The organism is Ruegeria sp. BJ6, assembly GCF_056537885.1.
In genome coordinates, this window is the sequence record NZ_JBQFSG010000001.1 from 673,581 (window position 1) to 698,687 (window position 25,107).

A 25,107-nucleotide genomic window follows, 5' to 3' on the forward strand; every position below is an offset into this window, starting at 1 on the left:
TGTCGCTTCTCCCCTACAACCTGATCGCCAAGGCACCGAAACTCGCCGCATGACGCGTGTTCCAAACGCCCTTCGGGATATTGAGGAAATACCAGATCTCGGCATCCGGCTATCGGATGGCTGCCGCCTGTCCGCGCGCGTATGGCGGCCTGTAGATGCCCCTGATGATCCGGTCCCGGCCATTCTGGAGTACCTGCCTTATCGCAAGCGTGATGGCACCACAGCACGCGATGCCCTGACCCATCCGTGGTTTGCCAAACGGGGATATGCCTGCATCCGCGTTGACATGCGCGGCAACGGCGACAGCGAAGGGCTGATGGAGGACGAATACACCCAGCAGGAACTTGATGACGCAGTCGAGGTGATCGAGTGGCTTGCCGCGCAGGACTGGTGCACCGGCAACGTCGGAATGATGGGCATCAGCTGGGGTGGTTTCAATTCGCTTCAGGTCGCGGCGATGCAGCCCGAGGCGCTGAAGGCGATCATCACGTTATGCTCGACAGCGGACAGATATGCTGACGACATCCACTACAAGGGCGGCTGCCTGCTGAACGAAAACCTCGGTTGGGGCGCGACCATGTGGTCTTATTCCTCGCGCGCGCCTGATCCGGACCTCAGGCAAAACTGGCGCGAGCTGTGGCTGGAGCGCCTGAAGAACGAACCCTTCCTGCCGTCCGTATGGCTGCGTCACCAGACGCGCGATGCCTATTGGCAACACGGCTCGGTTTGCGAGGATTTCAGCGCAATCAAGGCAGCCACCCTTGCCATTGGTGGATGGGGTGATGCCTACAAGAACACGGTGCCGCTGCTGGTTGAAAGTCTGGATGCACCGGTCAAAGGCATCAACGGACCATGGGTTCACAAATATCCCCACTTTGCTGTCCCCGAACCGCGCATCGGCTTTCTGCAAGAGGCACTGCGCTGGTGGGATCACTGGCTTAAGGGCCACGACACCGGCGTAACCGGCGACCCGGATTATCGCGCATATCTGATGGATGGCGTTCGGCCAGCCCGCTGGTACACCAAACGCCCCGGCCGTTGGATTGCCGAGGCAAAAGGCGCCACCACGCATCTGCAAACGCAGACATTGACGCTCTGCAATGACGGCCTTGGCGGCACTGAACCGCTGGACGCAATCGTGTGCTCGCCACATCACTGCGGCATGGAAGGCGGAGAATACTGCGCCATCTGGCTGGGCCCCGAATTACCCGGAGATCAGCGCGCGGACGATGCCCTGTCGGTCTGCGTGGACGGCCAGCCTCTGCCGCAGGATATGGATATCGTCGGTGCGCCCCGGCTGAAATTGCAGCTGAGCAGCGACAAGCCTCAGGCGCAGATTGCCGTGCGGCTCAATCACGTGCATCCTGATGGCGCGTCGACCCGGATCACCTATGGCGTGCTGAACCTGACCCATCGGGACAGCCATCAAGACCCGCAACCGCTGACACCCGGGCAAAGCTACGAAGTTACGCTGGACCTGGATCATATCGCCTATCGCGTACCCAAGGGGCACCGCCTGCGTGTCGCTATCTCGAGCGCCTACTGGCCGCTGGTCTGGCCCTCCCCGGAAACTGCCCAGCTGCACCTTTCGGGTGGAGGGATCGCGGTGCCGCTCCGCCCGTCGGATGATGCCGATGAATATGTGTTCTCCCTGCCCGACGCCGAAGCGCCATGGCAGATCGAAACGTTGCGGCCCGAGGCTCATGTCCGGCGCACGGAAACCGACCAGACCACGGGTGAGGTTTCACTGGTGATCGAAGACGATTTTGGTCTGGTCCGCGACAGTGCGCACGGCCTTGTCAGCGGCGGGATCGCGCGTGAACGATGGTCGATCCACCCTGACGATCCGCTCTCGGCCCAAGGTTCCTGTCATTGGACTCAGGAGATGCACCGGAATGGGGTCAAATTGCGCACTGAAACCGGTTGCGAGATGCGATCGGACCGTGAAAACTTTCATCTGCGTGTGACCATTCATGCATATGAAAATGAAAGAGAAATCTATTTCCGCGAAGAGGAAGACCAAATACCCCGCAAAAATGTGTAACGCCGCTTGCCGGGAAAGGCCGCGATTAGTCCTTGCCCGGGAAGCGGAAATGACCCTACATTGACTCATGCGTCAACAAAAACTGCCGCCAAGGCAGAGGAAGAATTCAACTGGGAGAATCCAATGAACGAACAACTCACTCACATGACCAAACAGGTGACCGCCGGAAAGATGACCCGCCGCGAATTCATGGGGAAAGCCGCGGCTCTGGGCGTTTCTGCAGCCGTCGCCAGCACCATGTTCTCGGGCGCAGCCCGCGCGGCCGGCCCCAAAAAGGGCGGCGACCTGAAACTGGGTCTGCAGGGCGGTGAGTCTACAAACTCGCTGGACCCGGCAACCTATGCAAGCTCGGTCCCATACATGAACGGCCGCCACTTCGGCGACACACTGGTCGAAGTTGCACCGGACGGAACCATCGAAGCACGTCTGGCCGAAAGCGTGGAAGGCAGCGCCGACGCGAAGGTCTGGACCTTCAAGCTGCGTGATGGCGTCGAATTCCACAACGGCAAAACCATGACCAGCGAAGACGTGCTGAAAACCATGGAACGCCACTCGAACGAAGACTCCAAGTCTGGTGCCCTTGGCATCATGAAGGGCATCGAGTCGATGAAGGCCGATGGCAGCAACTTCCAGGTCACACTGACCGAGCCGAACGCCGACCTGCCCTATCTGATGGCTGACTATCACCTGATCATTCAGCCTGATGGTGGCATGGACAATCCTGCTGCGGGTATCGGCACAGGCCCATACAAGCTGGAAGTTGATGAGCCGGGCGTACGTCACCTGTTCAGCAAGTTCGAAAACTACTGGAAAGATGACGGTCATTTCGACAGCGTCGAAAACGTCGTCATCAACGACGCAACTGCCCGTACAGCAGCCCTTCAGTCGGGTCAGGTGCAACTTGCGAACCGGATCGAACCCAAGGTTGCAGATCTGCTGAGCCGTGCACCAACGCTGACCGTTCAGTCCACACCGGGCCGGGGGCACTATGTCTTCATCATGCATGTGGACACCGCGCCGTTCGACAACAACGAACTGCGTCTGGCCCTGAAATACGCGATGAACCGCGAAGAGCAGGTCGAGAAAATCCTGCGCGGCTATGGCTCGGTCGGGAACGACATGCCGATCAACGCTGCATATCCGCTGTTTGATGAAACCATCCCACAGCGTGAATTCAGCCTCGAAAAAGCAGCTGAACACTACAAAAACTCGGGCCACGATGGATCGCCGATCATTCTGCGTACCGCGGATGGTGCCTTCCCGGGTGCCGTCGATGCAGCGGCCCTGTTCCAGCAGACAGCGGCGCAGGCCGGAATTCCGCTGGAAATCAAGCGCGAGCCGAACGACGGTTACTGGTCCGAGGTCTGGAACAAAGAGCCGTTCTGCTGCTCGTACTGGGGTGGCCGACCGGTACAGGACCAGATGTATGCAACCGCGTATCTCTCGACCGCAGACTGGAACGACACCCGGTTCAAGGTCAAAGAGTTCGACGACCTGCTGTTCGCAGCCCGCGCCGAACTGGACCCGGCCAAGCGCAAGACAATCTACTCGCAGATGGGTATGATGCTGCGCGACAACGGTGGCCTGATCTGCCCGATGTTCAACGACTTCGTCGATGCGGTCAGCAACCAGCTGGACGGCTGGGAAACTGACCCGAACGGCGAGATGATGAACGGTCAGGTTTCGCGCAAACTGTGGTTCGCGTGATACGGTTCATCTGATATGCATCCAATCATCAAACTGGTTTCCCAGCGCCTCGCGCTGGGATTCCTGCTTCTCTTTGGCGCCTCGGCCCTGATTTTCGGCCTGACCGAAGCGCTTCCCGGAGACGCAGCGCAAGCCGTCCTGGGACAATCCGCAACCCCCGAATCCCTTGCCAACCTGCGCGAGGAAATGGGCCTGAACCGTCCCGCCCTGACCCGCTATGCCGAATGGCTGGGTGGCCTTGTCCAGGGTGATTTGGGTCAGTCTCTTACAAACAAACTGGATATCGCCGACTCTGTGGGCTCTCGCCTTGGTAATACGCTTTTCCTCGCGTTCTGGGCTGCCATTGTTTCGGTTCCGCTGGCGATCTTCCTTGGCCTGCTTGCTGTGCGCTACCGCAACCGCTGGCCGGACAAGCTGATCTCGGCCGTTACACTCACAACGATCTCGATCCCGGAATTCCTGCTGGGTTATGTGCTGGTCTATTTCATCGCCGTGAAAATGGGCATGTTCTCACCGCTGGCAATGATCAACGACAGCATGTCACTGGGGCAAAAGCTTAACGCGATCGCACTTCCCGTCATCGTTCTGACCATGGTCGTTCTGGCGCATATGATGCGCATGACACGCGCCGCGATCCTCAACGTGATGCAGTCGGCCTATGTCGAGACTGCGGAACTCAAGGGTCTGAACAACTTCAAGATCATTTACCGCCACGCCTTCCCGAATGCCATCGCACCCATCGTAAACGTGGTGATGCTGAACCTGGCCTATCTGGTCGTCGGTGTCGTCGTGGTCGAGGTGGTGTTCGTCTATCCCGGCATGGGTCAATACCTGGTGGACCACGTGACCAAGCGTGACGTTCCGGTGGTTCTGGCCTGCGGTGTCATCTTCGCCGCTATTTACATCGGACTGAACATGGTTGCAGACATCGTTGCCATTCTGGCCAACCCAAGGCTGAGGCATCCGAAATGAAGAACATTCCTATCTCTGCAATGATCGGTCTGGGCTTCATGGCCATCTACTTCGTCGTTGCGATCTTCGCACCTCTGCTGGCGCCTTACGGCATGGCCGAGGTTGTGGGCGATGTGTGGGAGCCATCCAGCTCTCAGTTCTGGCTGGGTACCGACAATATCGGCCGCGACCTGCTGAGCCGCATGATCTATGGCGGACGCACGACGATCTTTATCGCCACGGCGGCAACGATCCTCAGCTTTGTCACCGGCTCGGTCCTTGGTTTTCTGGCCGCTGTTCTGGGTGGCTGGGCAGATCAGGTCATGTCGCGTACCGTCGATCTGATCATGTCGATCCCGTCGCTGATCACCGCGCTGGTAGTTCTGGCCATGGTGCCGGTGACCATTCCGGTGCTGATCGTCGTCATGGGCCTGCTGGACGCCACACGCGTCTATCGTCTGGCCCGCGCCGTTGCGGTGGATATCGAGGTCATGGATTATGTCGAAGCCGCCAAGCTGCGCGGTGAAGGCCAGATCTGGATCATCTTCCGTGAAATCCTGCCCAACGCCCTGTCGCCGCTGGTTGCGGAACTGGGCCTTCGGTTCATCTTCATGGTTCTGTTTGTCTCGACCCTGTCCTTCCTGGGTCTGGGCGTTCAACCGCCTCTGGCGGACTGGGGCGGCATCGTGAAGGAAAACAAGGACGGCATCGTCTATGGCATCGGCGCGGCGCTCTACCCCGCTGTGGCCATCGCGACGCTGGCGATCTCGGTCAACCTTGTGGCTGACTGGGTGCTGAACCGTACCACATCGCTGAAAGGAGGCCGGGGATGAGCGATCCACTTCTCAAGGTCCGCGACCTCAAAATCGGCGCGACCGTCTATCCACCGGGTGAGAAACCCCATGACATCGAAATCGTGCACGGGGTCAGCTTTGACCTCGCGCCCGGCAAGGTGCTGGGGCTGATCGGTGAATCCGGAGCCGGGAAATCAACCATCGGTCTGGCCTCGATGGCTTATGGCCGGGGTGGTGTGAAAATCACCGGCGGCGAGGTCTGGGTCAACGGGCGCGATATCCTCAAGACCTCTCTGGGTGATATACGCAAGCTGCGCGGGGGCGAGGTGACCTATGTGTCGCAATCCGCCGCTGCATCGTTCAACCCCGCCAAGAAGATCATGGATCAGGTGGTCGAAGCTGCCGTGGAGCAGAAAAAGTTCTCGCGCAAAGAGGCCGAAGGCCGCGCGCGTGAGCTGTTCGCTAAGCTGGGCCTGCCCGATCCGGACAATATCGGTGATCGCTACCCTCACCAGGTCTCGGGCGGTCAGTTGCAGCGTTGCATGACGGCGCTGGCGCTGTGCCCCGAACCCGATCTGGTTGTGTTCGACGAACCCACCACGGCGCTGGACGTGACCACTCAGATCGACGTTCTGATGGCCATCAAGGAAGCCATTGCCGATACCGGTGTTGCCGCTCTCTATATCACGCACGACCTTGCTGTTGTTGCGCAGGTAAGCGACGACATCATGGTACTTCGGATGGGCAACACGGTCGAATACGGCAATACCGATCAGATCATCAACAACCCGCAAGAGGAGTACACCAAGGCGCTTGTCTCGGTCCGCTCCATCGAGCACGAAGAAAAGAAACCCACACCGGAACCGGTGCTGAGCGTTGACGGTATCACCGCGCGCTACAAGGGTCTGAACTTCGACGTGCTGCACAACGTCAATGTCGAGCTCCACCCGGGGCAGACGCTGGCGGTTGTAGGTGAATCCGGCTCGGGCAAGTCGACGCTGGCGCGGGTGATCACCGGCCTGCTGCCGCCGCGCGATGGTGAGATCACCTTTGCCGGTCGTAAGCTGTCGCCAGACCTCAAGGGCCGCACCCGCGAGGACCTGCGTGAGTTGCAGATGATCTATCAGATGGCCGACGTGGCAATGAACCCGCGTCAGACCGTCGGCACGATCATCGGTCGCCCGTTGGAGTTCTACTTCAACATGCGCGGCGCCGAGAAGCGCAAGCGGATCATCGAACTGCTTGACGAGATCGAACTGGGCGAGAAGTTCATGGATCGCTATCCGGCGGAACTGTCGGGTGGTCAGAAACAGCGTGTCTGTATCGCCCGGTCGCTGGCGGCCAAACCCAAGATGATCATCTGCGACGAGGTGACATCGGCGCTCGACCCGTTGGTGGCGGACGGTATCCTCAAGCTGCTGCTCGATCTGCAAAAGATCGAGGATGTGGCCTATCTGTTCATCACCCACGATCTGGCCACTGTGCGTGCCATTTCGGATTCGATTGCCGTGATGTATCAGGGCCGCGTGGTCCGCTATGGTTCGAAATCGGAGGTGCTGAGCCCACCGTTCGACGACTATACCGACCTTCTGCTCAGCTCGGTGCCCGAGATGCATCTTGGCTGGCTGGAAGAGGTCGTGGCGCACCGCAAAATGGAGAGTGCGGGGAACTGAACAAGAATTTCCGTCACTAAGCTGTCAGGCCCGCACATATGTGTGGGCCTGCGTCATTTCGCACATATACATTCCATTTTCAGAATACATTATACATTCCATAACTAGAATTTGTTATGGAGGTTTCAATGCCTGCTGTTCAACGGCCGTCCGACGCCTACTCACCGCTGTATTTCCTCGCTTCGCTGGGCGCAGGCGGGTTGGTGGTCACCTTTTTCATGTTCCTGATGTTTTGGGTGCCGCACCCGGGTCAGCCCGTACCGGTTTTCGAAGACCTGTTGCAAGTATTCGCAACCGGGTCGCTGCCTCTGAAGGTCGCCGTCGCTGTCGCCATGGCAGGCATCGCCTTCTTTGTCGTTCTCAATGTCAAAATGCTGGTCTGGAACTTTCAGGCTCTTTCGCAATTCCGCCAGACTGAAGCCTACATGGCGCTTCGGAACAGCAACAGTGAAACCGCGCTGCTTGCCGCACCTCTTGCATCGGCGATGACGGTAAACGCAGGCTTTATAGTGGGACTGGTCTTTGTCCCCGGACTTTGGAACATTGTCGAATACCTCTTCCCGGCTGCAATGGTCGCCTTTTTCCTGCTCGGCGTCTGGGCGTTCCGGTTGATCGGTCACTTCCTGGGCCGGGTTCTGGCCGAGGGGGACACGTTTGACATGACGGCCCATAACTCGTTCGCGCAACTGATGCCCGCGTTTGCCCTGTCGATGATCGCGGTGGGTCTGTCCGCGCCATCAGCGATGAGCGGCAGCGAGACAGTTGTCGGCACATCGCTGGTTCTGTCCAGTTTCTTCGGGATCAGCGCAATCGTGTATGCCATCTTCGCCTCGGTCACGGCGTTTGCTCCGATGTTACAACACGGAACCGCACGTGAAGCCGGCCCGACGCTGATGGTTATCGTGCCCATACTGACTGTTCTCGGGATCATGATGCTGCGGCAGAATCATGGGCTGCACGCCGCCTTTGACGTGCATGGCAGCCCGGCGGAAACGCTCATGCTGCTGACGCGCCTTCTCACCGTGCAACTGATCTTTCTCATGCTCGGCCTGCTGCTGCTGAACCGCCAGAAGTACTTTGACGACTTTGTCTTCGGCAGTAAGACATCACCCGGCTCTTACGCGCTTGTCTGCCCCGGTGTGGCACTGTCCGTGATGATCCACTTCTTCGTGAACAAGGGGCTCGTCGGAACGCAGATCATCGACAAGTTCAGCGTGGCCTATTGGGGCTTTACCGCCATTGCCCTTGTCCTGCAGGTGGCCATGGTTCTTCTTGTCCTTCGGTTGAACCGGCAACATTTCAAAGCTGCGGCGGAAGCCCAAACCATTCCGGCTGAATAATTCGCCAAAAATGTCGGGCGGAGAACATTCCGCCCGCTTTTCGAGTGGCAATTCAGGATTCTGACATGAAGATAGGGCACACGAATGTCCACACTTCAAAAGGATTCGCCGCATGGACAAGAAACTTCTGCTCATCATTCTGGACGGCGTGCCGTGGCGCAACTTTCGCCGTCTGTTCGGCAATCTCGAAGGCTGGGTGGACAGCGGCGAAGCCCGCGTCTGGAAGCTCAAGGCGGTGCTGCCATCGACCTCGGCCAGTTGCTATGCGTCGATCCACACTGGCGTTTCCCCGCAAGAACACGGCTGCACCGGCAACGGCAATGTCTTTCGGCTCAGCCACAAAGACATATTCAGCCAGGTACGCGAGGCGGGCGGTACCACCGGTGCTGTGACCCACAGCTACTGGTCACAGTTTTTCAACCGGCATCCCTTCGACTACGTCCGCGACATCGAATATGACGAGCCGGACAGCAAGACGATCAACCATGGCCGGTTTCATTCCATGACCGGGTATGGGCACGACAATCAGATGACACCATCCGATGTCGATCTCTTTGCAACGCTGACCAATCTGTGCATGCGCTTTGGGCTGGACTACGGCATTCTGCACACCTGTACGCTGGACAGCATGGGGCATCGTTTCTTTCACGATTGCCAAGAGATGGACCATGCCTGTTTCGTCGCGGACGAAATGCTGGCGCCGTTCATCCCGCGCTGGCGGCAATTGGGGTACGAGGTGATCGTGACCGCTGACCACGGGCAGGATGAACGCGGCCACCACGGCGGGCGCGGACCGCTGCAGCAGGAAACAGCCTTGTACTACTTTGGGGATGCCGAAGGCCCTGCCGAAGACTACGTGATCGATCAGCGGCAGCTGGCACCCACGATCCTGAACCGCATGGGTGCACCCGTGGCCGACACGATGAAGGCCGCATCGTTCCTAAAGTGAGATGAAAGGATCAGGCCGCCCAAGGTGGCCTGATCACTCATAAGACCAAAGGCCCTGCCCCAGCGCCTCGATCGCCACCGAAATGCGTTCGAAACTGTCTGCGGCGCGCGTCACCGAACTGCGCGCGCGCAGGTATCCGTGCACAAGACCCGCTTCGTTGATCCACTTTGCGTGACCTCCGGCTTCGGTGATCTTTGCGCAATACTCTTTTCCGTCGTCCCTCAGAGGGTCGCAATCGGCGGTCACCACAACCGTGTGCGGCAACCCCGAAAAATCCGTATCGGCCAGCGGAGCATAAGTCGGATCGCCTTCGGGCACCTCGCCACCACACCGGATTTTCTCGTAATACAGAACATCCTCGCGTGTCAGCAACGGCGCATGGGCATGTTCCAGATAGGACCCTTCGTTGGTGTCGCCGCCAAGCACGGGGTAAATCAGAACCTGCCCCAGAATGGGCTCCGAACGGCCTCTGGCATAGTGCGACACGGCCGCTGCAAGGTTTCCCCCGGCGCTGTCACCAGCCAGAACCAGCGGATCACCAAATTCCCCGGCTGCCCATTCCGTCGCCGCCCAACAATCCTGAAACTGAACCGGGTGAAGCTCTTCGGGGCACAACCGGTAGTCTACCGCAACCACGCGATACCCGGTCTGCGCGCAAATCTCGGCACAGACATCGTCGTGACTGTCCAGACCGCCCAGCACAAAGCCACCGCCATGGAAATAGATCACGGTCCGCGTCGGATAACCGGCACTGTAAATGCGAACCGGCACGCCATCCGCCATCAGATCCTCGGTTTCGACACCGGCCGGACGGGGCCGCCGGAACGTGCGGCACAGATTGTCATAGACGCGGCGCTGATCGGCAATGGACATCCCGACCGCGTCGTCGGGATAACATTCCGCTGTCCGCCTGATGAAGGCCCAGGTTTCCTCGTCGATCAGACGCTCATAGTCCATTGCCCCTCCCGGTCAGGCTGCCCATTCCCAAGGCCGGGTGAATGATCCCAGCACCTTGTTCACATCGTCCTCGGTGGAGCCGTTCGCGTCAAGCTGCGCGACAAGTCCGCGTTTTTTGTCGTCAATCACGGAAACAACCCGCGCGGACACACCCGCCGTTTCAAGGGCACCGTTATAGATTCGGGTGATCGCCTGTTTTCTCAACTCCGGCTTGAACACCTTGCCGACGGCAGTCTTGGGCAGTTCCGTCAGGATGGTCATGTGCTTGGGCTGGGCAGCGCGTTCGTGGACGTGAACCTTGCAGTATTCCAGCAACTCTTCCTCGGTCGTCTTACCGCCCTCGACCAGTTCGACAAAGGCGCAGGGAACCTCTCCGGAATGGGCATCCGGCTGACCGATCGCCCCGGCAAACGCCACGGCTTCGTGCCCCAGCAGCGCCTCTTCGATCTCGGCCGGGTCGATATTGTGACCGCCGCGAATGATCAGATCCTTGGCGCGGCCCGTGATCCACAGATACCCATCTTCGTCAAACCGCCCCAGATCGCCGGTACGCAGATACGAATCAAAGTGATACAGATCCTTGTTCTTGTCCGCTTCGGTATAGGTGTTGCCCGCATAGACGCCGGGGTTCGAGATGCAGATTTCTCCAATCTCATCCACGGCACATTCTGCTGGCCCATCCGGCCCATCCCGCAGGATTTTTACGTCCGTATAAGGGAACGGAATACCGATCGAGCCGATCTTTTTCTCACCATCCACCGGGTTGCACGACACAAGACATGTCGCCTCGGTCAGGCCATACCCTTCGACGATGGTGACGCCAGTGGCTTTTTCAAAGCGATTGAACAGTTCCACCGGCAATGGCGCCGATCCCGAAAACGCGGTTTTCACCGACGAGATATCGGCATCCACGGGCCGCTGCATCTTGGCCGAAATGGCCGTCGGCACCGTAATGATGAACGAGACCTTCCAGCGTTCGATCAGCTTCCAGAAATTGTCGAATACCCCATCGCCGCGATACCCGGCGGGCGTCGGGAAAATCACATGCGCACCGGATGACACGGCCGCCATGACGATCACGTGGACGGCAAAGACGTGGAACATGGGCAGAGGGCACATGATGACGTCGTTTTCGTCAAACAGCAGCGTATTGCCCAACCAGCCATTGTAGATCAGGCCGGAGTACTTGTGCTGTGCCACCTTCGGCATCCCGGTTGTCCCGCCGGTATGGAAGTAACAAGCGACGCGGTCCTCTTTGCTGTCTTCGAACGTCAGGGTCGTTGGCTGTTTGGCCAGTTCCTGATTGAAGTTCTTGTAATCTGCATGGGCCAGATGCTCTTTGTCGCCCATCTTGGGGCGCAGGAACGGCACCAGCCACGATTTGGGAGGCGTCAGATAACGGTTCAGATCAATTTCCAGAATCGTGTTGACGCTTGGCGCATGGCGCACCGCCTCTTCCACCTTCTGCGCAACATCCGTCTTGGGAAACGACTTGAGCGTGACCACGACCTTCGCCCCAGTCTCGCGCAGAATTGCGGCGATCTGTTCGGGCTCAAGCAACGGGTTGATCGGGTTCACGATCCCCGCGATCGCACCGCCCATCATCGTGATCAGCGTTTCGTTACAGTTTGGCAGCACATAGGCCACCACGTCCTTTTCGCCCACACCCAGCGAGCGGAACAGGTTGGCGGCCTGATTGACCTTGCCCAAAAGGTCGGACCAGGTCAGCGTCTCGGCCTTGTCGGTCGGGCCTGACAGCAACTGAAAGCTGATCGCCTTGTGGTTCGGAAATTTTCCTGCCGTGCGCGACAAAAGCTGATGGAACGTCACCGGGACATCCCGATCCTCCCACGGCATTTCCTGCTCGACCCGTATCTTGTCTTCCAAACCCACGAACGCCATGCGGCTCCTCCCCGTATTCTCCCGTGTCCTGCACAGGCATTTTTGTTCCATGCCAAGATGGAAACAAATCCGCGCCTGTGCAAGCGCGGGCTTAACGGTTGGGGTCAGGAATATGTAGAATGACGCTGCGGCGAAAGGCAGAGTGCCGGGGCGTCACATCATTCTGCGGCAACCGCGCCATCGGTGAACTGCAACCGGGCCAGACGCGCGTACAGGCCATCCTGCGCCACCAGATCGTCATGGGTACCCTGCGCGACGATACGCCCGGCCTCCATCACCACGATCCTGTCGGCCTTTTTCACCGTCGCCAGACGGTGGGCCACGATCAAGGTGGTACGCCCGGCCCGCATCTCGTCAACGGCCCCCTGCACGGCGCGTTCGCTTTCCGCATCCAGGGCCGAGGTCGCCTCGTCCAACAGCAGAACCGGCGCATCGCGCAGGATCGCCCGCGCAATGGCGATCCGCTGCTTTTGCCCACCGGACAGCATGACGCCACGCTCACCGACAAAGCTGTCATAGCCTTCGGGCAGGGCCGAAATGAAATCATGCGCCACTGCGGCGCGGGCGGCCGCCTCAACCTCGGCATCTGTGGCGTCCAGTCGGCCGAACCGGATGTTCTCGCGCGCCGAGGCGGCAAAAATCACCGGGTCCTGCGGGACAAGGGCCATGAACCGACGGAAATCCGACCGGTCGAGGTCGCGCAGATCCATGCCATCCAGCGTCACGCGCCCCGAATCCGGGTCATAGAACCGCTGGATCATCTGAATGACGGTTGTCTTTCCCGCACCGGACGGTCCCACGAACGCAACCGTTTCGCCCGGATTGACGGTCAGCGTAAGTTCGTCCAGCGCCACGACATCCGGTCGCGATGGATACCGGAAGCTTACATCGTTGAACCCGATCTCACCCCGCACCGGCTGCGGCAGGGCTTTGGGGCGCGAGGGGTTGTTGACCGTATCCTGCGCATTCAGCAGTTCGATCAGACGCTCTGTTGCACCTGCCGCGCGCTGCAGCTCGCTCCAGATTTCCGAAAGGGCTGCGACCGATCCCGCCATGATCACCGCATAGATGACGAACTGGATCAGAACGCCTTCGGACATGAGCCCGTTACGGACGTCAATCGCCCCCATCCAAAGCACGCCGACGATCCCTGAGAAAACAAGGAATATGACGATCACCGTCAAAATAGCACGCGTCTGAATCCGGCGCAGGGAAACGGTGTACGACGTCTCGGTCATATCACCGAACTGCTTGCGGCTGGCCTGCTCGTGGGTAAAGGCCTGCACGGTCTGAACCGCGCCCAGCGCCTCACCGGCATTGCCCGAGGATGCTGCGATCCAGTCCTGATTTTCCCGGCTGATAACCCGCAGCCGCCGCCCCAGAACCAGAATCGGAACCACCACAATCGGAATGAGCAACAAGACCATCCCCGTCAGCTTGGCCGAGGTCAGCAACATCAGGACCAGACCGCCGACGAACATCAGCAAGTTGCGCAGCGCGATCGAAACCGAGGAACCCAGCACCGACTGGATCAGGGTCGTATCGGTCGTGATCCGGCTCAGCACCTCACCTGTCATGATGCGCTCGTAAAATTCGGGGCTCATGCTGATGACCCTGTCAAACACGGCCTTTCGGATATCCGCCACGACCCTCTCGCCCAGCCGCGTCACCAACGCATAGCGAATCCCGGTCCCAACGGCGAGAATGGCAGCAATCCCGAGCGCCGCCAGAAAATACTGATCCAGCAACTCGCCATCTTCGATCCGGAAATGATCGACAACCCGACGAACCGCCAGCGGCAGCGTCAGTGACATACTGGCCGTCACGATCAGCGCCAGCGTCGCACCGATCATCAACATGCGATATGGCCGCATAAACGGCCAAAGCGATCCAAGGACGCCCAGCTTTTTCGAGCCAGCCCGCTCTTCACTCGCCCCCGGAGCAGGGGTGGTTACGGATTTCGCTGACTGAGATCTTGCCATGTCTGGCCCTTGCATCTTGATCTTTCACTGGTGCACGCTTCTTGGCGACAGTCGTGCGCGGGGTCAAGAAGCGCGGCACCACACTACGGCCACGGGGGCCATTTGACGCAATCGAATTTTGGGCTGAACTGGAGCGGGTAGACGGAATCGAACCGACATAATCTGCTTGGAAGGCAGGGGCTTTACCATTAAGCTATACCCGCTCAGCGTCTGGGCTGATTATTCCATGCGCGTTCGGGCGTCAAGAACGGAAATTCGGTTCTTGCCGCCTTTTCGACCCCGCCGCACACCGGGGCGGCAGTCAGGCGCCTTTTATGCTATGATCCGCACATCCAATTGCCGCCGTGGGCGTCACCGCGCGGCAATTGGTGCATTTTTTACATACGGGGGAAATTCACGATGACGGAATTTGACCTGGGTACCTATTCCCGCAATATCACAACATCCTCATCCGGGGCGAAAAAGGCGTTTGATCAGGGGCTCGTCTGGCTTTTCGGGTTCAACCACGAAGCCGCTGCGGATTGTTTCGAGAAGGCGATTGAACTGGATGCCAATTGCGGCATGGCGCATTGGGGCGTCGCCTTTGCAATCGCCCCCAACTACAACAAACCGTGGGAGTTCTTTGAGCCCGAAGAAAAAGTTTCAATGCTGCAACGTGCCCACCGGTCCGTCACAGATGCCATGGCGTTGCGCGATGCGGTGACACCCCTTGAGGCCGCGTTGATCGAGGCCCTGTCCCACCGCTTCCCAACAGACCCGGAAATCGAAGACTACGGGCCATGGAACGATGCATTCTCCGAATCCATGCGCAAGGTCTATGCCGAACACTCTGCGGATCTGGACGTGGCCTCGATCTTTGCCGAGGCGTTGATGAACCGAACGCCATGGCAACTCTGGGATCTGAAACAGGGCAAACCCGCCGAAGGTGCTTCGACCGAAGAAGCTCAGACCGTTCTGGAAACGGCATTCGATACATTACCGGGTGCCTGGGATCATCCCGGTCTGCTGCACATGTACATTCACCTGATGGAGATGTCGCCCACACCCGAAAAGGCGCTGCGTCATGGCGACCGGCTGGTCGATTTGGTGCCGGACAGTGGCCACCTTGTGCATATGGCGACCCATATCGACGTATTGTGCGGCGACTACCAAAACGTCGTCTGGCGCAATCATCGCGCCGCACAGGTGGACCGGAAATACGAGGCGATGGCGGGTGGTGAGAATTTCTATACCGTCTACCGCGTTCACAACGTGCATTTCGAAGCCTATGGGGCCATGTTCCTTGGCCAGCCGGAAAAGGCCCTTGCCGCGTCCGAGGAACTGATGCGCATGTTGCCCGACAACGTGATCCGCTTTTTCCCGGATCTGTTCGAGTCGTTTTACGGCAAGAAAATCCACGTGATGGTCCGTTTCGGACAATGGGATGAAATCCTGAACGAACCGTTCCCGGAAGATCGCGAACTTTACAGCTATACGTTTGCCGCCATGCGTCAGGCCCGCGCCGTTGCGCTGGCCAATCTGGGTCGCATGGACGAGGCCCACAAAGAACGCGAACTAGCCGTCGAGGCGCGAAAGGCCGTTCCCGAAAGCCGTCTGGTCTTCAACAACACTGCCGAGGACGTGCTGATGATCGGCGAGGCCATGATGGACGGAGAGATCGCGTTTAAATCCGGCGACCGTCAAGGCGGGCTTGGACATCTGCACCGCTCGGTCGAGCTGGATGACAATCTGGTCTATGACGAGCCATGGGGCTGGATGCAGCCGACGCGCCACGCCCTTGGGGCGTTGCTGATGGAAGACCAGCGATTTGACGAGGCCGAGGCGGTCTATCGCGCCGATCTTGGGCTGGACGACACCCTCGCGCGCGCCTGTCAGCATCCGCGCAATATCTGGAGTTTGCACGGCCTGCACGAATGCCTTGTCAGACGAGGTGAGCAAACCGAGGCAAGGCACATCAAGCTGCAGCTGGATCAGGCAGCAGCGCGTGCGACCGTACCGATTCACGCATCGTGCTATTGCCGAAGCAAGGCTAAGGCCGCCTGACGAAACCAACGCTCTGACTCGGGGCGGCCACAGGTCGGATGGCGCTGTGGCCGCGCCCATGTGCATGACGCTTTCGCTAAAAAGTGATTTTGCGGGACTTGCCCCCTGTACTTGTTCCAACTGTCAATTACCTGTCACAAACGCATTCTACACCCTGACAGCACGTTGATTCAGACAGCCAGGAGCCATCCATGAAAGACGCCGACCCCACCAATCTATCCGCAGACGATTGGGACGAGCTGCATTTCCCCCGCCCCGAAGAAAACGACTTTGACCGCGTCGTCGAAAGCGCGATATCGCGTCGTGGATTTCTCGGTGGCGTCCTCGCCTTCGGGTCCGGCGCAGCGGCAATGGGTGCAGGGTTGCTGAGTTCGGGCCCAGCCCAGGCGATCGAAGGCAGGCGCTTTGCCTTCACTCCGATCGCCGCGCAAACCGATGGCACCGTTCATGTTCCCGAAGGGTATTCCTGGAACATGCTGATGCGCTGGGGCGATCCGCTGTTCTCGGATGCTGACGGCTATGACATTACCGATGGCGGTCCCGTCGAAAATTCGGACAAGGTGTTCGGCGAGAACACAGATGGCATGGAGACCTTTTCCTATCAGGGCCACGAACTGATCGCCATCAACCACGAATACCCCAACCGCAAGATCAACCTGCCTGCCGCGCAGGAAGGCAAGCCCGCCAGCGCCGATGACGTGCGCAAGTTCCAGAACATTCAGGGCGTGACTGTGATGGAAATCACCGAAGGTCCCGAAGGCTGGTCGGTGGTGAAGGACAGCCCCTTCAACCGCCGCATCCACCACAACACGCCGATGAAAATCGTCGGCCCCGCTGCCGGTCACGACCTGCTGAAAACCAAGGCCGACCCGACCGGGACAACCTCGCTGGGTACGCTGAACAACTGCGGCGCGGGCAAGACGCCATGGGGCACCTACCTAACCTGCGAAGAAAACTTCAATGGCTATTTCGGCTCGACCGACGAAGGCGCGACCTATGACCAGAAGGTTGCCGACGGCATGAAACGCTATGGTGTGAAAGCCGAAAGCTGGAATGGTTACGAACTGTTCGACCCGCGTTTCGACACCTCGAAAAACCCGAACGAGCCGCACCGCGCGGGCTGGATTGTGGAAATCGATCCGACCAAGCCCGACAGCACCCCGGTCAAACACACCGGTCTGGGCCGCTTCAAGCACGAGAATGCCGAGGTCGCGCTGGCCAGGGACGGTCGCGTGGTTGTCTATATGGGTGACGACGAACGCGGCGAATACCTCTATCGGTTCGTCTCGAACGGCACCTACCAGCCCGGTGGCGAAACCGAAAACCTGCTGAACGACGGCACGCTTTATGTCGCCAAATTCAACGATGACATGACCGGTGAATGGCTGCCGTTGACGCAGGAAACCACCGGCATGGACGCGGCTGAAATCCTGATCTTCACCCGCATGGCGGCCTCGGCCGCGGGCGGCACCACCATGGACCGCCCCGAATGGGTCGCCTCCAGCCCGGTCGCGATCGAGGCGTATTGCTGCCTCACCAACAACAAGAACCGCGGTGTCAAACCGAATGCCGGTGGCGACGACACCCCGGCCAACGGCCCCAACCCGCGCGAGGCCAACAAGTACGGCCAGATCGTCCGCTGGCGCCCGGCAGACGAGGATCACGCCGCCAACGGGTTCGACTGGGATCTTTACGTGATGGCGGGCAACCCGACCGTCCACGACGACGCGCGCGCCGGTTCGGACAACATGAACGAAGGCAACCTTTTTAACTCGCCCGACGGCATGGCAATCGACTCGACCGGTCTGGTCTGGATTCAAACCGACGGCAATGACGACAACGAAGATGACTTTGCTGGCAACGGCAACAACCAGATGCTGGTTGGTGACCCGGTGACTGGCGAGGTTGTGCGGTTCATGACCGGGCCAAATGGCTGCGAAGTTACCGGTCTAGCGTGGTCCAGCGACCTGCGCACCATGTTTGTCGGCATCCAGCACCCCGGCAGCAACTGGCCCGACGGCGGCACCCCGCGTTCGGCGGTTATCACCATCAAGCGTGACGACAACGGACTTGTCGGCTGATCGGAATGACAATCTTCAAACGCCCTCAGGCTGATTGCTTGGGGGCGTTTTTTTGTTCAAGGTTCAGATATCCTCGCCGGGTGGTTCCAGCAAACCACCGGGTTTCAGTAGTTGCCTTTCAGGAAGCCACGGGTTCAGCACAAGTGCATCGGCCAGAGCTGCACGCGCCTCTTCCATCCGCTTCAGCCCCAACAACGAAAGGGCACGACCACTCATCGCCGCGACATGGTTCGGCGACAACTCAAGCGCCCGGTCCAGATCATTCAGGGCCGCCGGGAAATCATGTCTCAGATAATTGACGAAAGCGCGCTGATTGTACCCTTCGGCATAGTCCGGGCAGTATTCGACCAGCGCATTGAACTCCTCAAGCGCGCCGAGCAAATCCCACCCTTCACGCCGTGACATGCCCCGATCCAGAAGGGCCTGTGACCTTGTGTCGGGGGCGTCCATCCACAACTCCCACATGCGCCCTGAAATTCCCCGAGCCTCAACCTCGGTCTCTGCCGACTGAATCTCCCGGATAAGCGCATCCACCCCAGCGATATGATCCGGGGCATCGGGACAGGCCCCGGCCGTACCGGCACCTGCAATCAACACAACGCTTATGGCTATGGCTTTTTTCATACCCCACAAGTGGCGCAATCCCCTGTCCGGTCAACCGAAGTCTTCACCCGGGTTCAGCAGACCGGTCTCTTTCACCGCCTCCATCGCCACAAATGTCGATGTATTCGCCACATGCGGCAGCGAAGAAATCTTCTCGGCTAGAACCGCACGGTATTCTGACATTGAGCGGGTCCGAACCTTGAGGAGATAGTCGAAATTGCTGGCGATCATATGCGCCTGCTCAATCTCGGCGATCCTGCGCACGGCGGCGTTGAATTCCGCCAATGCCTTCTCGCGCGTGTCGGTCAGCCGCACCTCGACAAAGGCCACATGGTCCAGCCCCAGCCGGATCGGGTCTACCATCGCGCGATACCCGGTGATGACGCCTTCGGCCTCAAGCCGTTTCAGGCGGGCCTGCGTCGGCGATTTCGACAACCCGATGCGCCGCGACAGATCGGCAACCGAAATCCGCCCATCCTCGGCGATGACCCTCAGAATGGCCTGATCGAACCGGTCCAGATCAGGAAAGTCCATTTGCATCGTATTTACCCTAATATTTAGTCCATATGCACTTATTACACAAAAATTCAGGAGTTTGTCCTGCATTATTACCACTATGCTAGACAAAAAGCTCGGAGAGACCATGACACACGCCCTGCGCACACTCATCGACAACCAGACCTATGCCGATCAGTCCGCGATCCTTGACGCCCTGACTGCACAGGCCGCGCTGTCCCCTTCGGATCGTCAGGCGATTTGCAATGCAGCCGCCCAGCTGGTGCGCGATATCAGATCCAGCACGTCACCCGGCCTGATGGAGGTGTTTCTGGCTGAATACGGCCTTTCCACCGATGAAGGAGTGGCGCTTATGTGCCTGGCCGAAGCGTTGTTGCGTGTACCCGATGCCGACACGATCGACGCCCTGATCGAGGACAAGATCGCCCCATCCGACTGGGGCAAACACCTTGGGCATTCATCCTCGTCTCTGGTGAACGCTTCAACCTGGGCGCTGATGCTGACCGGCAAGGTTCTGGACGAAGGCAAATCATCCCCCGTAAGCGCCCTGCGCGGCGCGATAAAGCGACTGGGCGAACCGGTGATCCGCACCGCCGTCGGCCGCGCCATGAAAGAGATGGGTCGCCAATTCGTTCTGGGCGAAACCATTCAATCCGCCATGGACCGCGCCAAAGGGATGGAGAGCAAGGGATACACCTACTCCTACGACATGCTGGGTGAAGCCGCCCGGACCGAGGCCGACGCCGCGCGCTATCACCTGTCGTATTCCCGTGCCATCGCAGCCATTGCCGAGGCCTGCACGCATGACGACATTCGTGCCAATCCGGGCATCTCGGTCAAGCTGTCCGCCCTGCACCCGCGCTACGAACTGGCGCAGGAAGAACGGGTCATGGACGAACTGGTTCCGCGTCTGCGCGCGCTGGCCTTGCTGGCCAAGGCGGCGGGCATGGGCCTGAATGTGGACGCAGAAGAGGCTGACCGCCTGTCCCTGTCGCTACAGGTTATCGAGGCCGTCATGGCCGAACCGGCCCTGTCCGGCTGGGACGGTTTCGGTATCGTCGTGCAGGCTTATGGCCCGCGCGCCGGTCTGGTGCTGGACACGCTGTATGACATGGCCCAGCGCCACGATCGCAAGCTGATGGTCCGGCTGGTCAAGGGCGCGTACTGGGATACCGAGATCAAGCGCGCTCAGGTCGAAGGCGTCGATGGGTTTCCCGTTTTCACCAAAAAGGCCGCAACCGACGTCTCGTACATCGCCAATGCCCGCAAGCTGCTGGGCATGACCGACCGGATCTACCCGCAATTTGCCACCCACAACGCCCATACGGTCAGTGCGATCCTGCACATGGCCGATGATCAGCCGTTCGAATTCCAGCGGCTGCATGGCATGGGCGAGACCTTGCACCAGCTGGTGATGGACGGTCAGAAATCACGCTGCCGCATCTATGCCCCGGTCGGGGCCCACCGTGACCTGCTGGCCTATCTGGTGCGCCGCCTTCTGGAAAACGGCGCCAACAGTTCCTTCGTCAACCAGATCGTGGACGAAAATGTACCGCCCGAAGACGTTGCCGCCGATCCGTTCGAAACCGTTCAGGAACCGGCACCGGCCTTGCCGACAGGACCGGAATTGTTTGCACCCGAACGCCCAAATTCGCGTGGCTTCGACCTCAGGCACACGCCGACGCTCGACACCATCGACGCCCAGCGCGATACGTTCCGCGCCTATCACTGGTATGCCCGCCCGCTTTTGTCCGAAGATGCACAACCCGAAGCCGACGAAATGGTCGCCAACCCGGCGCATCCACAGGACAAGCCCGGATCGGTCGCACCCTCAAGTGCTGCGGATGTTGAACTGGCGCTGGCATCGGCATCCATCTGGCGGGCATCTCCGGAAGAAAGGGCTGGAATTCTGAACGCAGCCGCCGACCTTTATGAGGCCAACTACGGCGAACTCTTTGCCCTGCTCGCACGTGAGGCAGGCAAATCCCTGATGGACGCGGTCGCCGAACTGCGCGAGGCGGTGGATTTCCTGCGCTATTACGCGGCCAACATTCCAGACGCCAAACCCGCAGGTACATTCACCTGCATCAGTCCCTGGAATTTCCCGCTGGCAATTTTCACCGGGCAGATATCGGCAGCTTTGGCCACCGGCAACGCGGTGCTGGCCAAACCCGCGCCACAAACCCCGCTGATCGCACACCGCGCCGTTCAGCTGTTGCACGAAGCCGGGGTCCCGCGCGACGTGCTGCAACTGTTGCCCGGCGGTCCGGCGGTCGGCGCCGCGCTGACATCGGACTCGCGGGTTTCGGGCGTAGCCTTCACCGGCTCAACCGCAACCGCGCTCAAAATTCGGGCCGCAATGGCCGAAAACCTGCGCCCGGGCACGCCCCTGATCGCCGAAACCGGTGGCCTGAACGCGATGATCGTAGACAGCACCGCCCTGCCCGAACAGGCCGTGCAATCCGTTGTCGAAAGCGCGTTCCAGTCAGCGGGCCAGCGTTGCTCGGCGCTGCGCTGTCTCTATCTTCAGGAAGATATCGCCGATGACGTTCTGACCATGCTCAAAGGTGCGATGGACGCACTGAGTATCGGCGATCCGTGGCTGATCTCGACCGACAGCGGGCCTGTTATAGACGATCAGGCAAGACAGGGAATTGCCGATCACGTGGCCAAGGCCCGGGCCGAAGGGCGTGTCCTCAAGGAACTCACCCCCCCGCCCGAGGGCACGTTCATCGCGCCCACTCTGATCGAAATCCCGGGCATCGCCGCGCTGGAGCGCGAGATTTTCGGCCCTGTCCTGCATGTCGCCCGCTTCAAATCACAGGAAATCGATCAGGTGATCGCCGACATAAACGCTACGGGCTATGGCCTGACATTTGGCCTGCACACCCGGATCGACGACCGCGTGCAACACGTGACCGAGGCAGTCCATGCGGGCAACATCTATGTCAACCGCAACCAGATCGGAGCCATTGTCGGCTCGCAGCCGTTCGGGGGCGAGGGCTTGTCCGGCACAGGGCCCAAGGCGGGCGGTCCAAACTATATGGCCCGCTTTTGCGTCCCGGACCGGCAGACAAGTCAGGACACTTGGGACACGGTGATGACCGGCCTTCCCGCCAGCGAAGGTGACCCGGCCCCGGCGCAAACCCACTCCCTGCCCGGCCCGACCGGCGAATCCAACCGTCTCAGCGAAATTCCCCGCGCGCCGCTGCTGTGCATGGGTCCGGGCGACCAGGCCGCAGGCGCGCAGGCCGACGCGGTGAAGGCACTGGGTGGAACCGCAATCCGGGCAACCGGAAATCTGGATCTGCACCGGCTTGAGAACATCGAAGGCATTTCCGGCGTTCTGTGGTGGGGGGACGAAGAGACCGCCCGCGAAATCGAACGTCACCTTGCACGGCGCTCCGGGCCGATCGCACCGATGATCCCCGGTCGACCGGACCGTGCAAGGGTGCTGGGTGAACGCCATGTCTGCGTCGATACCACTGCCGCCGGCGGCAACGCGGCCCTGCTGGGTGGTGCGGCATAAGTGACCTTGACGCTGGGCGCGCAAAAGCCCAGCGTCGCCCCATGTTTCCGATACGCGATCACAACCCGTCGGGCCGCACGCCCTACGTCGTCTATGCCCTGATAGCCGCCAATATCCTGATTTTCCTGAGCTATGTGGGGATCATGGAGGATGCGCGCCTGATCAACCGGTTCTTTTTCGACTACGCCGTCATCCCGGCGCGGATCTCGGACGGGTTCGGGTTCGAAACGCTGGTGACGTCGATGTTCCTGCATGGTGGCTGGATGCATCTGGCCGGGAACATGCTGTTCCTGTGGATCTTCGGCGACAACCTCGAAGATGAGATGGGCCATCTGCCGTTTCTGCTGTTTTATCTGGTCAGCGGCATCGGCGCGGGGCTGATCCATGTCGCCACTGCCCCGGGTTCGGTCGTGCCCACCGTGGGCGCATCCGGGGCCATCGCGGGTGTCATGGGTGGCTATCTGTTGATGTTTCCCAAGGCGCGCGTCGATATCCTGCTGATCCTGATCGTCTATTTCCGGGTCTTTTCCGTTTCCGCCTTCATCATGCTGGGCGTCTGGCTGGGAATGCAGTTCCTTGGCAGCTTCAGCGCCAATCCCGACGAAGGCGGCGTTGCCTATTGGGCCCATACCGGCGGGTTCTTTGTGGGGTTGATACTGTGCATACCCCTTTGGCTGAAACGCGGCGGCCCGCAATTCTGGAATCGCACACACGGGCACCCGCCGCATCCCGAACACAAATACAAACTCTCTCAATCCCGCATTCCAAGGGTTCCGCGCAAATGAACCGTATGAAAGCCACCTGCCACTGCGGCGCGGTCGAGATCGAGGCCGATTTTCCACAGGGCCTCGCCTCGGCTGCGCGCTGTGATTGTTCGTTCTGCATCCGCCATGGCGCGGCTGCCGTCACGGCCACGACAGCCTCACTGAAAGTCCTGAAAGGGGCAGACAACCTTGGCCTCTACAGCTGGGGCACAAAAACGGCCAAACACTATTTCTGCAGGACTTGCGGGATTTATGTCTATCACCAGCGCCGCTCGGACCCGGCGGAATGCGGCGTCAATCTAGGCTGCATCGAAGGCGGCAATCCGCGAACCCATGGGGACATCCCGTGGAACGACGGCGTCAATCACCCATCTGACAGGTCCGGCACCTGACCGCCGCTCAGGCGCGTGATCTCCAAAGCGGCTTCTGATACCAGATTGCCAAGCTCTGCTGCGCGCGCATCACCGAACCTTACCGTCGGTCCGGAAACCGATATCCCGGCACAGGGTTCGCGCCGCTCGTTAAAGATGACCGCACCAATGCAGGACATACCCACGTATCGTTCCTCGCGGTCATGAGACCAGCCGCGTTCCCGCGTCTCCGCCAAATCCGCCAGCAACCTGTTTTCGGGCAACAGGGTGCAATCCGTAAAGCCCTCTAACTCTGTCGCTGCCAGCACCTTTTGCAGCGCCTCCTCAGACATCGCCGCCAGTATCGCTTTGCCCGTGCCCGAGGCATACATCGGCGTACGTGCACCCGGCGGGAAAAACGCCCGGATCGGATTTGCGGTTTCGACCTGACCGACAAACACGACCTCGTTGCCATCCGGAACCGCCAGATTGGCCGTTTCCCCACTCTCCTGCATCAACCGCCGCAGTATTGGGCGTCCAATTTCCAGCACACTATTGCGTTTGAGAAAGGACGCACCGGTCCGATACGCCTCGATCCCGATCATCCATTCCTGCCGCTCGTCGTCGAATGCCACGTATCCATGCTTTTGCATCGTGGTCAGAATGCGATGCGTCGTGGCCGTGGGTACCCCAACCTCACGCGACAGATCGCTGAGGGTCGAGCGTTCGTAACGCGCCACAGAAGTCAAAACGCCAAGCGCCCGATCCAGCGACTGCATGGTTCCTGCTGAGCTTTCCTTGAACAGGGACTTGGGCCTGCCGCGCGGTCGTTTCTGAGTCTCCATTCCGTCAAACTCCTGCTGTCCGAGGCCCTACTTCGAATAATTAATTTGGCCCCGGTTTCATTTCCACCAAAATCAAT

Annotated in this window: 18 protein-coding genes and 1 tRNA gene; 12 read left to right on the forward strand and 7 right to left on the reverse strand. The window is 59.7% G+C overall.

The features are described 5' to 3' along the window. Positions 1-49: 49 nt before the first annotated feature. The 7 genes from ACR0D6_RS03230 (at position 50) to ACR0D6_RS03260 (ending at position 9,458) form a co-directional block, all read left to right on the forward strand. A complete protein-coding gene (locus ACR0D6_RS03230) occupies positions 50-2,044 on the forward strand; it encodes a CocE/NonD family hydrolase (protein WP_480764442.1) in 1,995 nt (664 codons plus the stop codon). Between the two features lie 123 nt (positions 2,045-2,167). Next, the gene (locus tag ACR0D6_RS03235) at positions 2,168-3,751 is read left to right on the forward strand and encodes an ABC transporter substrate-binding protein (protein ID WP_170650912.1); all 1,584 of its coding nucleotides are present in this window, start codon (positions 2,168-2,170) and stop codon (positions 3,749-3,751) included. Between the two features lie 15 nt (positions 3,752-3,766). Further along, positions 3,767-4,723 (forward strand): ABC transporter permease, encoded by a 957-nt coding sequence (locus ACR0D6_RS03240; protein WP_480764443.1) that lies wholly within the window; start codon positions 3,767-3,769, stop codon positions 4,721-4,723. Then, a complete protein-coding gene (locus tag ACR0D6_RS03245; protein ID WP_170650914.1) occupies positions 4,720-5,535 on the forward strand; it encodes an ABC transporter permease in 816 nt (271 codons plus the stop codon). The genes ACR0D6_RS03240 and ACR0D6_RS03245 overlap by 4 nt, the downstream gene beginning before the upstream one ends. Further along, the gene (locus tag ACR0D6_RS03250) at positions 5,532-7,169 is read left to right on the forward strand and encodes an ABC transporter ATP-binding protein (RefSeq protein WP_170650915.1); all 1,638 of its coding nucleotides are present in this window, start codon (positions 5,532-5,534) and stop codon (positions 7,167-7,169) included. The genes ACR0D6_RS03245 and ACR0D6_RS03250 overlap by 4 nt, the downstream gene beginning before the upstream one ends. A 128-nt stretch (positions 7,170-7,297) precedes the next feature. Further along, the gene (locus ACR0D6_RS03255) at positions 7,298-8,509 is read left to right on the forward strand and encodes a TsoY family (seleno)protein (protein WP_480764444.1); all 1,212 of its coding nucleotides are present in this window, start codon (positions 7,298-7,300) and stop codon (positions 8,507-8,509) included. A gap of 112 nt (positions 8,510-8,621) precedes the next feature. Further along, on the forward strand, positions 8,622-9,458 hold the full coding sequence (locus ACR0D6_RS03260) for an alkaline phosphatase family protein (RefSeq protein WP_170650917.1): 837 nt from the start codon (positions 8,622-8,624) through the stop codon (positions 9,456-9,458). A 33-nt stretch (positions 9,459-9,491) separates the two neighbouring features. Here ACR0D6_RS03260 and ACR0D6_RS03265 read toward each other — a convergent pair whose 3' ends face one another. The 4 genes from ACR0D6_RS03265 to ACR0D6_RS03280 form a co-directional block, all read right to left on the reverse strand. Then, the gene (locus ACR0D6_RS03265; RefSeq protein WP_480764445.1) at positions 9,492-10,415 is read right to left on the reverse strand and encodes an alpha/beta hydrolase; all 924 of its coding nucleotides are present in this window, start codon (positions 10,413-10,415) and stop codon (positions 9,492-9,494) included. A gap of 12 nt (positions 10,416-10,427) precedes the next feature. Then, entirely contained in the window at positions 10,428-12,317 is a 1,890-nt protein-coding gene (locus ACR0D6_RS03270; RefSeq protein ID WP_480764446.1) for an acyl-CoA synthetase, read from the reverse strand. Positions 12,318-12,475: 158 nt separating this feature from the next. Further along, positions 12,476-14,299, reverse strand: a complete 1,824-nt coding sequence (locus ACR0D6_RS03275) for an ABC transporter transmembrane domain-containing protein (protein WP_480764447.1) — start codon at positions 14,297-14,299, stop codon at positions 12,476-12,478. A 129-nt stretch (positions 14,300-14,428) separates the two neighbouring features. Then, positions 14,429-14,502 (reverse strand) — tRNA-Gly (locus ACR0D6_RS03280). A 196-nt stretch (positions 14,503-14,698) separates the two neighbouring features. Here ACR0D6_RS03280 and ACR0D6_RS03285 point away from each other — a divergent pair. Both ACR0D6_RS03285 and ACR0D6_RS03290 read left to right on the forward strand, forming a co-directional pair. Next, complete coding sequence (locus tag ACR0D6_RS03285) at positions 14,699-16,342, forward strand: tetratricopeptide repeat protein (RefSeq protein WP_480764448.1); 1,644 nt, start codon at positions 14,699-14,701, stop codon at positions 16,340-16,342. Between the two features lie 191 nt (positions 16,343-16,533). Continuing rightward, complete coding sequence (locus ACR0D6_RS03290) at positions 16,534-18,423, forward strand: PhoX family protein (RefSeq protein WP_480764449.1); 1,890 nt, start codon at positions 16,534-16,536, stop codon at positions 18,421-18,423. 63 nt (positions 18,424-18,486) lie between these two features. Here the strand turns inward: ACR0D6_RS03290 and ACR0D6_RS03295 are convergent, their stop codons facing one another. Both ACR0D6_RS03295 and ACR0D6_RS03300 read right to left on the reverse strand, forming a co-directional pair. Then, complete coding sequence (locus tag ACR0D6_RS03295; protein ID WP_480764450.1) at positions 18,487-19,047, reverse strand: tetratricopeptide repeat protein; 561 nt, start codon at positions 19,045-19,047, stop codon at positions 18,487-18,489. Between the two features lie 30 nt (positions 19,048-19,077). Beyond that, complete coding sequence (locus tag ACR0D6_RS03300) at positions 19,078-19,566, reverse strand: Lrp/AsnC family transcriptional regulator (protein ID WP_480448717.1); 489 nt, start codon at positions 19,564-19,566, stop codon at positions 19,078-19,080. 103 nt (positions 19,567-19,669) lie between these two features. Between ACR0D6_RS03300 and putA the strand changes: the two genes are divergently transcribed. Genes putA through ACR0D6_RS03315 form a run of 3 tightly spaced genes read left to right on the forward strand, consistent with a single transcriptional unit; the run spans position 19,670 to position 24,227 of the window. Continuing rightward, entirely contained in the window at positions 19,670-23,071 is a 3,402-nt protein-coding gene (gene putA, locus ACR0D6_RS03305; protein ID WP_480764451.1) for a bifunctional proline dehydrogenase/L-glutamate gamma-semialdehyde dehydrogenase PutA, read from the forward strand. Positions 23,072-23,112: 41 nt separating this feature from the next. Then, complete coding sequence (locus ACR0D6_RS03310) at positions 23,113-23,856, forward strand: rhomboid family intramembrane serine protease (protein WP_170650926.1); 744 nt, start codon at positions 23,113-23,115, stop codon at positions 23,854-23,856. Between the two features lie 5 nt (positions 23,857-23,861). Next, the gene (locus tag ACR0D6_RS03315; protein WP_480764732.1) at positions 23,862-24,227 is read left to right on the forward strand and encodes a GFA family protein; all 366 of its coding nucleotides are present in this window, start codon (positions 23,862-23,864) and stop codon (positions 24,225-24,227) included. On the opposite strand, the gene ACR0D6_RS03320 is transcribed toward ACR0D6_RS03315, so the two are convergent. Beyond that, positions 24,200-25,030, reverse strand: coding sequence for an IclR family transcriptional regulator (locus tag ACR0D6_RS03320; RefSeq protein ID WP_480764452.1), 831 nt, complete (start codon positions 25,028-25,030; stop codon positions 24,200-24,202). The two genes, ACR0D6_RS03315 and ACR0D6_RS03320, sit on opposite strands and share 28 nt — an antisense overlap. Positions 25,031-25,107 lie beyond the last annotated feature (77 nt).

Excerpts from the sequence above, each read along its gene's own strand:
- ACR0D6_RS03230 (WP_480764442.1), top strand. The coding sequence starts at position 50 with ATGACGCGTGTTCCAAACGCCCTTCGGGATATTGAGGAAATACCAGAT.
- ACR0D6_RS03235 (WP_170650912.1), top strand. The coding sequence starts at position 2,168 with ATGAACGAACAACTCACTCACATGACCAAACAGGTGACCGCCGGAAAG.
- ACR0D6_RS03240 (WP_480764443.1), top strand. The coding sequence starts at position 3,767 with ATGCATCCAATCATCAAACTGGTTTCCCAGCGCCTCGCGCTGGGATTC.
- ACR0D6_RS03245 (WP_170650914.1), top strand. The coding sequence starts at position 4,720 with ATGAAGAACATTCCTATCTCTGCAATGATCGGTCTGGGCTTCATGGCC.
- ACR0D6_RS03250 (WP_170650915.1), top strand. The coding sequence starts at position 5,532 with ATGAGCGATCCACTTCTCAAGGTCCGCGACCTCAAAATCGGCGCGACC.
- ACR0D6_RS03255 (WP_480764444.1), top strand. The coding sequence starts at position 7,298 with ATGCCTGCTGTTCAACGGCCGTCCGACGCCTACTCACCGCTGTATTTC.
- ACR0D6_RS03260 (WP_170650917.1), top strand. The coding sequence starts at position 8,622 with ATGGACAAGAAACTTCTGCTCATCATTCTGGACGGCGTGCCGTGGCGC.
- ACR0D6_RS03265 (WP_480764445.1), bottom strand. The coding sequence starts at position 10,415 with ATGGACTATGAGCGTCTGATCGACGAGGAAACCTGGGCCTTCATCAGG.
- ACR0D6_RS03270 (WP_480764446.1), bottom strand. The coding sequence starts at position 12,317 with ATGGCGTTCGTGGGTTTGGAAGACAAGATACGGGTCGAGCAGGAAATG.
- ACR0D6_RS03275 (WP_480764447.1), bottom strand. The coding sequence starts at position 14,299 with ATGGCAAGATCTCAGTCAGCGAAATCCGTAACCACCCCTGCTCCGGGG.
- ACR0D6_RS03285 (WP_480764448.1), top strand. The coding sequence starts at position 14,699 with ATGACGGAATTTGACCTGGGTACCTATTCCCGCAATATCACAACATCC.
- ACR0D6_RS03290 (WP_480764449.1), top strand. The coding sequence starts at position 16,534 with ATGAAAGACGCCGACCCCACCAATCTATCCGCAGACGATTGGGACGAG.
- ACR0D6_RS03295 (WP_480764450.1), bottom strand. The coding sequence starts at position 19,047 with ATGAAAAAAGCCATAGCCATAAGCGTTGTGTTGATTGCAGGTGCCGGT.
- ACR0D6_RS03300 (WP_480448717.1), bottom strand. The coding sequence starts at position 19,566 with ATGCAAATGGACTTTCCTGATCTGGACCGGTTCGATCAGGCCATTCTG.
- putA (WP_480764451.1), top strand. The coding sequence starts at position 19,670 with ATGACACACGCCCTGCGCACACTCATCGACAACCAGACCTATGCCGAT.
- ACR0D6_RS03310 (WP_170650926.1), top strand. The coding sequence starts at position 23,113 with ATGTTTCCGATACGCGATCACAACCCGTCGGGCCGCACGCCCTACGTC.
- ACR0D6_RS03315 (WP_480764732.1), top strand. The coding sequence starts at position 23,862 with ATGAAAGCCACCTGCCACTGCGGCGCGGTCGAGATCGAGGCCGATTTT.
- ACR0D6_RS03320 (WP_480764452.1), bottom strand. The coding sequence starts at position 25,030 with ATGGAGACTCAGAAACGACCGCGCGGCAGGCCCAAGTCCCTGTTCAAG.